We start from the raw sequence: 4,215 nt of genomic DNA, 5'->3' as shown, positions 1-4,215 counted from the left end.
CGCCATGCCGATCGGGGCGAACCACCCTTCGCCGGCGGAGGTGGAGGGTTACCAGTTGGAGAGTTTCGCCCGGGTCGCGGCACTTCGGAAAGCGATGCTGACGGAGCAGCGCGAGACGCCGTGGCTGAAGTACCTCGACGACGACCACCAGATATTGCCGTTCATCGCCCCCGACCTCTGCCTGTCGGTGGGCAGCACGTTATCTTTCCGCCTCAAAGGATACGACCTGCTGGGGGTGAAAGGCTGATCAAAAAGAAAGCGGCGCGAATTATTTCGCGCCGCTTCTTTAGCAAACTCCTAAAATGATGTCGGAGTCGATATCCAGTAAATTGTGAATCTTCCGACCGAGTTGTAAAGTCGGTTCTCGTTTTCCCGTCAGCAACTCGCTGATCCGGGCTTGGCTGATTTTTAAAAGTTTCGCCAGCTCGGACTGTGTGAGCCCTTTTTCCTGCATTCGTTCTCGGAGCATCTCCTGCAGGGTCGGTGCTGCAATCGGGAAATGTTCTTCCTCATAATCGGCAATCAGATTGCCGAGCACCTCCAGTTCGGCCAAGTACACCGGTGCTTCTTCGTTGCTGTTGGCCTGCAAAAGCTCTTCCATCCGTACTTGCAGTGCCTTGTACTGTTCTTCAGAATTGATGCGTGCCATGATCTCAAATGTTTTTACAGTCAATATTGTCATATTCGGCATGAGTCCCGACAAAACGGATATAGAGTTGTTGGACTTCAAAGAATATCATTGCTACAATTCGATAATTATTCCCTTTGACATTGAATACATATCGTTTGTTGCCTACATAATCCGCAGAATTAAACGTCTTGCGAATGTCGGCCAAACTATTCCATGTAGCCCGGCTGGTTTTTTTGTACCAATCTCGCATCGGAATATCAGCATCGGCGTGCTGTTCAATGAAACTCCGTAATGAAGCGAATGATATAACCCTCATATCCGTATTGTTTGGTACTACAAAGATAATGCAAATTATTCATATTGCAAATAAAATATACATAAAACGAATAACTGTAGGTGGATTGCTTTTTGTCCCGCGGCGGAAAAATGCTACATTTGGACAATTCACCTAATACAATCAATATCATGGAAGCAGTAGGAGTCGTTTTCGTCTTGGTCGCTTTGGGATTGCTGGTCTTGCAGATTCTCATGATCGCCAAGTTTTTTCAGATCGCAGCCGATATCAGTGCGATTAAAAATTGGCTGATGGGGCAAGGATCGGCAAAAGAGATAATTGTAAACGTACCTCAGAACCCAGAACCTCATGAACAAACACTTCCTGAAACGACACCGAGCAATGAAACAGAACCGTGGTATAGACAAGAGGGTGAAACCATCATCTTCAATGACGGATTATCAGGAAAACTTCAGAAACGATTCGGAGAGTGGTGGATATATACCGATCGAGGGAATCAATCTTTCACTGACAAAGAGATGGCAATCCGTCGTTTGCATAAGGATTTGAGTGAACAGTAATTTACAGCCCCGAAAATTTTTCGGGGCTCTCTTTTTGCATATCTGAAAAATTTCTTATCTTTGTCTTGTCCTATTTCCTACAAGGCGAGCGATGCTCGCCGATTTTTCGTGCGGGCGTTTTTTATGCTTGCTAATTTAGGTTTCGTGCCCCCGTGCCGAGAGTTAATGCTCCGGCTGCCTTGTAGGTGTAGGACAACGGGTCAGTACGAAACCTTTTTGTTTAATTTTTAATGTCCAAACCTACATGAAAAACAAACTCATTCGACGGGAATCTTCCGTCATGCAGTTCGAGAGCCTGATCTTGCGCCTCGAACAAATCCGTAGGGAGTTCTATCGTCAGATTCCCGACTCCGAAGAAATCGACCAGAACACTTTCGAGAACGCCATCAACGAGGCGCAGACCGTCATCGGTGTGTGCATAGCACAGCAACTGGTAGACCGTTGCCGGCGCGAGAAAGGAGGGCGCGCGTTATGAGAATCGTTACTTATATTCCCTCTGCACGACCGCCGTTCCCGGCCGCTTACGTACACGTCACCGTCTCCTGCGACCGGACGCAGACATTGCCGGCGTTCAGTTGCCGGACATCCTACTACTTCTACGAAGAGTTGTTCGAGCGCATCTTTTTGATCCAGCGCGATCGGAACTTTGCCGACATGCGGATTCTCGTTACGTTGCACGATGGGCGTCGGTTCGAATGGGACAGGGAGCGGGCTTTGCAATGCTTTACCCGGCTCAAGCCCGACCCGCGCCGGTTACTGGATATGTTACCTCCGATCGTTTAATTTTCATACCTTTCAGACATGAACGATCAGGAACAAGAGAAGATCATCGAGGCGACGGTGGCCGTGCTTTCGGAGACGTTCGCTCCGGCCTCGTCGATCGACGAGAGCGCAAAGCGATACACGTCGGCGCAGCTGGTGCAGGCCATCTACGAACTGACCGGCGTTTCACCCAGTATTGAGATGTTGTATCAGATTATGACGGAGTGTGGTTACCGCTACGTCGTCGATGAGACCTCAGCCTCGCTGCGATACGTCTGGCTGTTGCAATATCGCGGATAATTTCGTAACTTTAAGAAAAGGAGGAATCGCTATGGGAACGTTTTTCTGGGGATTGATCGGCATTCTGATTCTCGTGGGAATCGGTCGGGCGATCTACGACTGGTTCCGGAAACAGCCGGAACCCGATTGGCACGATATTTATGGTCATCAGGATTGGGTACCTCATAAATCCGGCGATAGAAGCACCCCGGATAAGTCTGCAGCCTTAAGTCGTCATGAAAAACAACCGTACCGTTTGTATTTCGGACAATGGACAGAGGAGGTGGACGACGCTACTCGGATTATTCATTGCGTATGTCCCGATCCGGTGGAAGATGATTTTAACCAAGTTCGGGTGTTTTTGAATACAGAATACAGGGTGTCCGTCATCGAAAAATACCTGGAAGACGCAAAAAACATGCATGCGTCGGCCGAGGTGATCGACATGATCGAAAAGCACCTGCAGTATTTGAAACAGAAATAAGACCGATTCGGCAAACTCGAAGAGGCCGGTAGGAGATGATCCTGCCGGCCTTTTTTGTGTCCTTTCGCGAGGGGTCGCGGCGAAGCACCTTTGCGCTATGTTGACCGCACAATATAACCGAACGGTTCCGTTCAATGTTTCCGTCTCCGAAGCTGCGACGGACATCATGCGGCTGTTGGTGAAACGGCAGGTTGCTATTGCCCGAATCGATTATGAACCGCATCTGAAACCGTTGTCGAAACGGAATGCACAATCACATGCCGGCCCCCATCTGATGGATCGCTTGGCCTCCATGCAGCCGAAGATCGACCATACGGATAACGAATTACGCATCGAACTGAGCTATCCGGCCACCATCCGCTTTCTCGACCTGAAAAAGACCAAATCCGGCAACAAGAAACGCCGGTACACGGCAATCTATAACCGGCCTCTGTTCGGCCACCTGTACGGGCGCGGCTATTCACTGTCGAGCATGGTGAATCTGGCTCTTCAGCAGCAGTACCGGAACTATTTCTCCATTCTTCAGGACGTCATGAAAACCATCGATCTGTTATGAGTATCAAGGAAGAGATTATCAAAAGTGAAATCCGGACGACCGGATTCAAAAAGGTACAGGAGGGCATTGTCAATACCATCAAGACGCTCAATAAGTACCAAGATGAACTGAAAGAGCTGAAGCACCGGCGCGAGGAGTTGATCGCTTCCGAGAAGAAGGGGACACAAGCCTATCGGGACGTAACCAAACGGATCACGGAGGTAAAATCTCAGATCAAACTTCAGACGGCCGAATTGGATAAACAGGAGAAGCAGCTTTCCCTGACCCAGATGAGCTATAAACAGTTGTCCAAGCATGCGGCGGATTTAAGGAAAAAGCTGCAAGGGATTTCCGAGGCGGTCGATCCGGCCGGTTTTGCCAAGGCACGGGCCGAACTGAAACTCTACGAGTCTCAAATGGCCAAGATACGTCGGGGATTGAATGACATTGAGGGTAAATTCAGCGAAGAAAAGTCTCTTCTGAATAAGAAAATCAGTAATCTGATTCCTCTTAATAGTGCGCTGAATGTCTTCTCAAAACTGAAAGACTGGGGCGGGCAGGTTGTTCGGATTTTCTCCAGCTTTCAGTACCAGATGTCGAAAGTACAGGCCGTATCGAACGCCACCGGAGGGCAATTCAAGGAGCTAAAAGAGAACGCCAAGGAGCTCG

At 49.1% G+C, this 4,215-nt stretch carries 10 protein-coding genes; 8 read left to right on the top strand and 2 right to left on the bottom strand.

Annotation, left to right across the window (positions count from 1 at the left end; translation table 11 throughout):
* Positions 1-247: hypothetical protein (locus Q9S52_RS10500; protein WP_304709076.1), on the top strand; the 247-nt coding region annotated here is incomplete at its 5' end.
* Positions 248-286: 39 nt separating this feature from the next.
* On the opposite strand, the gene Q9S52_RS10495 is transcribed toward Q9S52_RS10500, so the two are convergent.
* Together Q9S52_RS10495 and Q9S52_RS10490 are read right to left on the bottom strand one after the other, a co-directional pair.
* A complete protein-coding gene (locus tag Q9S52_RS10495; protein ID WP_304709075.1) occupies positions 287-649 on the bottom strand; it encodes a type II toxin-antitoxin system HigA family antitoxin in 363 nt (120 codons plus the stop codon).
* Between the two features lie 4 nt (positions 650-653).
* Positions 654-947: a type II toxin-antitoxin system HigB family toxin gene (locus Q9S52_RS10490; RefSeq protein WP_304709074.1), complete on the bottom strand. Its 294-nt coding sequence runs from the start codon at positions 945-947 to the stop codon at positions 654-656.
* A 149-nt stretch (positions 948-1,096) separates the two neighbouring features.
* Here Q9S52_RS10490 and Q9S52_RS10485 point away from each other — a divergent pair, with 149 nt between their 5' ends.
* The 7 genes from Q9S52_RS10485 to Q9S52_RS10455 form a co-directional block, all read left to right on the top strand.
* Positions 1,097-1,486, top strand: coding sequence for a hypothetical protein (locus Q9S52_RS10485; protein ID WP_304709073.1), 390 nt, complete (start codon positions 1,097-1,099; stop codon positions 1,484-1,486).
* A gap of 244 nt (positions 1,487-1,730) precedes the next feature.
* The gene (locus Q9S52_RS10480; protein ID WP_304709072.1) at positions 1,731-1,961 is read left to right on the top strand and encodes a hypothetical protein; all 231 of its coding nucleotides are present in this window, start codon (positions 1,731-1,733) and stop codon (positions 1,959-1,961) included.
* Positions 1,958-2,269, top strand: a complete 312-nt coding sequence (locus tag Q9S52_RS10475; RefSeq protein ID WP_304709019.1) for a hypothetical protein — start codon at positions 1,958-1,960, stop codon at positions 2,267-2,269. Before Q9S52_RS10480 ends, Q9S52_RS10475 begins: the two co-directional genes overlap by 4 nt.
* A gap of 18 nt (positions 2,270-2,287) precedes the next feature.
* Complete coding sequence (locus Q9S52_RS10470; protein WP_304709018.1) at positions 2,288-2,548, top strand: hypothetical protein; 261 nt, start codon at positions 2,288-2,290, stop codon at positions 2,546-2,548.
* A 31-nt stretch (positions 2,549-2,579) separates the two neighbouring features.
* Positions 2,580-3,011, top strand: coding sequence for a hypothetical protein (locus Q9S52_RS10465; protein ID WP_304709071.1), 432 nt, complete (start codon positions 2,580-2,582; stop codon positions 3,009-3,011).
* A gap of 97 nt (positions 3,012-3,108) precedes the next feature.
* Complete coding sequence (locus Q9S52_RS10460) at positions 3,109-3,567, top strand: hypothetical protein (RefSeq protein ID WP_304709070.1); 459 nt, start codon at positions 3,109-3,111, stop codon at positions 3,565-3,567.
* On the top strand, positions 3,564-4,215 hold a 652-nt coding region (locus Q9S52_RS10455), incomplete at its 3' end, for a hypothetical protein (RefSeq protein WP_304709069.1). The genes Q9S52_RS10460 and Q9S52_RS10455, both read left to right, overlap by 4 nt.

The organism is uncultured Rikenella sp. (assembly GCF_948810725.1).
Classification (GTDB): Bacteria; Bacteroidota; Bacteroidia; order Bacteroidales; family Rikenellaceae; genus Rikenella.
The sequence above is the reverse complement of the archived record's forward strand: the minus strand, read 5'-3'. Positions and strand labels throughout refer to the sequence as shown.

Coding starts and splice junctions, on each gene's coding strand:
- Q9S52_RS10470 (WP_304709018.1), top strand. CDS start 2,288: ATGAACGATCAGGAACAAGAGAAGATCATCGAGGCGACGGTGGCCGTG.
- Q9S52_RS10465 (WP_304709071.1), top strand. CDS start 2,580: ATGGGAACGTTTTTCTGGGGATTGATCGGCATTCTGATTCTCGTGGGA.
- Q9S52_RS10495 (WP_304709075.1), bottom strand. CDS start 649: ATGGCACGCATCAATTCTGAAGAACAGTACAAGGCACTGCAAGTACGG.
- Q9S52_RS10485 (WP_304709073.1), top strand. CDS start 1,097: ATGGAAGCAGTAGGAGTCGTTTTCGTCTTGGTCGCTTTGGGATTGCTG.
- Q9S52_RS10460 (WP_304709070.1), top strand. CDS start 3,109: ATGTTGACCGCACAATATAACCGAACGGTTCCGTTCAATGTTTCCGTC.
- Q9S52_RS10480 (WP_304709072.1), top strand. CDS start 1,731: ATGAAAAACAAACTCATTCGACGGGAATCTTCCGTCATGCAGTTCGAG.
- Q9S52_RS10475 (WP_304709019.1), top strand. CDS start 1,958: ATGAGAATCGTTACTTATATTCCCTCTGCACGACCGCCGTTCCCGGCC.
- Q9S52_RS10490 (WP_304709074.1), bottom strand. CDS start 947: ATGAGGGTTATATCATTCGCTTCATTACGGAGTTTCATTGAACAGCAC.